The 1,564-nt window shown below is 61.3% G+C and carries 1 protein-coding gene; it reads right to left on the bottom strand.

All coding sequences use genetic code 11. From position 1 onward, the window contains the following. Nucleotides 1-271: 271 nt before the first annotated feature. Nucleotides 272-1,405: an IS701 family transposase gene (locus ABH944_RS44545; RefSeq protein WP_472975157.1), complete on the bottom strand. Its 1,134-nt coding sequence runs from the start codon at nt 1,403-1,405 to the stop codon at nt 272-274. Nucleotides 1,406-1,564 lie beyond the last annotated feature (159 nt).

Genomic DNA, 1,564 nt, shown 5'->3' with positions numbered 1-1,564 from the left:
GCCCCTGCAGGCCGGCTTCGGGAGGCCTGCTCCCATCTTTGATACAGCATCACAGGCTTCCGCCCGTGTTCGTGACACACACTACAGCCGTAGATGCAAAGAACCTGGCGGTACGCAGCCACGGCGCCGGTAATGGCACTGCTGGGCGCGGTACTGATGCCTGCGCCGCCATGTGGACCACGACAGCACGTACTCGATTGAATGAACACCACGCCATAACAAGCGGCAAAGTAGTCGGCGGATCTCCTGCACGGTTAGCGGCACCGAACCGTCAGGTGTTTTTTTTGCCTTGCACCCGCAGGGTGACGAGCGCTGCGTGAGCCAGCAAAGCCAGCGTGATGTGCCGGTACCAACCCTGCCACCGGCGTACCTCATACTGATCGAGACCGCATTCGCCTTTGGCTGCCTCAAACCCCACCTCTATTTCCCAGCGCCTGCCAGCGACGTTGACCAGCGTCTGCCGCGTGGCCTTGCTGCGCGGTGCATATACGACGTAATATGCATGCTCTCGTTTCTCATCAAGGCTGCGCCGCACCAGCAAATAATGCCCGAAGCGACGCTCTTCGGCGGTAATCTGCAGGCGCCATAGCGGCGTGAGCGCCCAGTCATACAGGCGCTCGCCTTTGGCTCCGGCACCGGCGGATAGGCGTCGCCATGCCCGTGCTGGCAGAGCTTGTGCGATCCTGTCTGCACGCATAGAGGTAGGACCCTGCCCCCACAGCGGTTCGTTCTTCGCGACCGCCAGCACGAAGGGCTGGCCGCGCGACTCGAGCCACAACCGTAGCTGACGGTCACCGCCATACACTTCGTCACCCGTGACCCACCCACAGGGCACACCAGCATCCAGCGCGCGCTCGAGCATACCGCGGGCGATCTGCGGCTTCGTCGCAAACTCTACCGCCCCGGGAATGCCCGCTGCTTCGCTGCGCGCACGGTCGTCTGTCCACGCCTGCGGCACATACAGTTCGCGGTCAATGAACGCGCTGCCTCCGTGGCCCGCGTAGCAGAGGAACACACCGATCTGACAGTTCTCGATGCGGCCAGCCGTGCCACTGTACTGGCGCTGCACACCTGCCGAGTGCTCCCCCTTCTTGACGAAACCGGTCTCGTCCACAATGAGTACCGCGTCACGCTCGCCCAGTTGTTCAACGACGTATTCCCGCAGCACGTCGCGGGCGCCATCGGCATCCCATTGCGCCCGCTCGAGCAGGTGCTGCACACCGTCGGGCGTCGCTTCGCCGATCCATTCCGCGAGTTGCCAGCCGTTCTTGCGTTCGACCGTGCCCAGCAGTGCCTTCAGGTATGCCAGTGAACGCTGCCGGGGTTCGGGGCGCCTGAACAGGCTGCCCAGCCGTTCGTGCAATGCAACCAGTTCACGTTCCCACGCTTTCGCGACCACCTGCATAGATTTATACTCACGTAGTAGTACTAATTCATTCTAGTACAAAATAATCTACGGCTGTAGTATTAGAGACGGTTTCAAAAAGACGTGAAGGGGGCTGTTAACTTCATGGACATGCTGTTAACCTTGGTCGTCGTGACGACCAGGTCAAGGGGATGGACA

Origin of the sequence: Caballeronia udeis, from assembly GCF_044909315.1 — a bacterium.
Taxonomy (GTDB): Bacteria; Pseudomonadota; Gammaproteobacteria; order Burkholderiales; family Burkholderiaceae; genus Caballeronia; species Caballeronia udeis_A.
Note: the sequence above shows the minus strand (reverse complement) of the source record. Positions and strands in the feature narration are given on the sequence as shown.

Bases quoted from the DNA above. Each gene is read 5' to 3' on its own strand.
- ABH944_RS44545 (WP_472975157.1), bottom strand. From the start codon at position 1,405: ATGCAGGTGGTCGCGAAAGCGTGGGAACGTGAACTGGTTGCATTGCAC.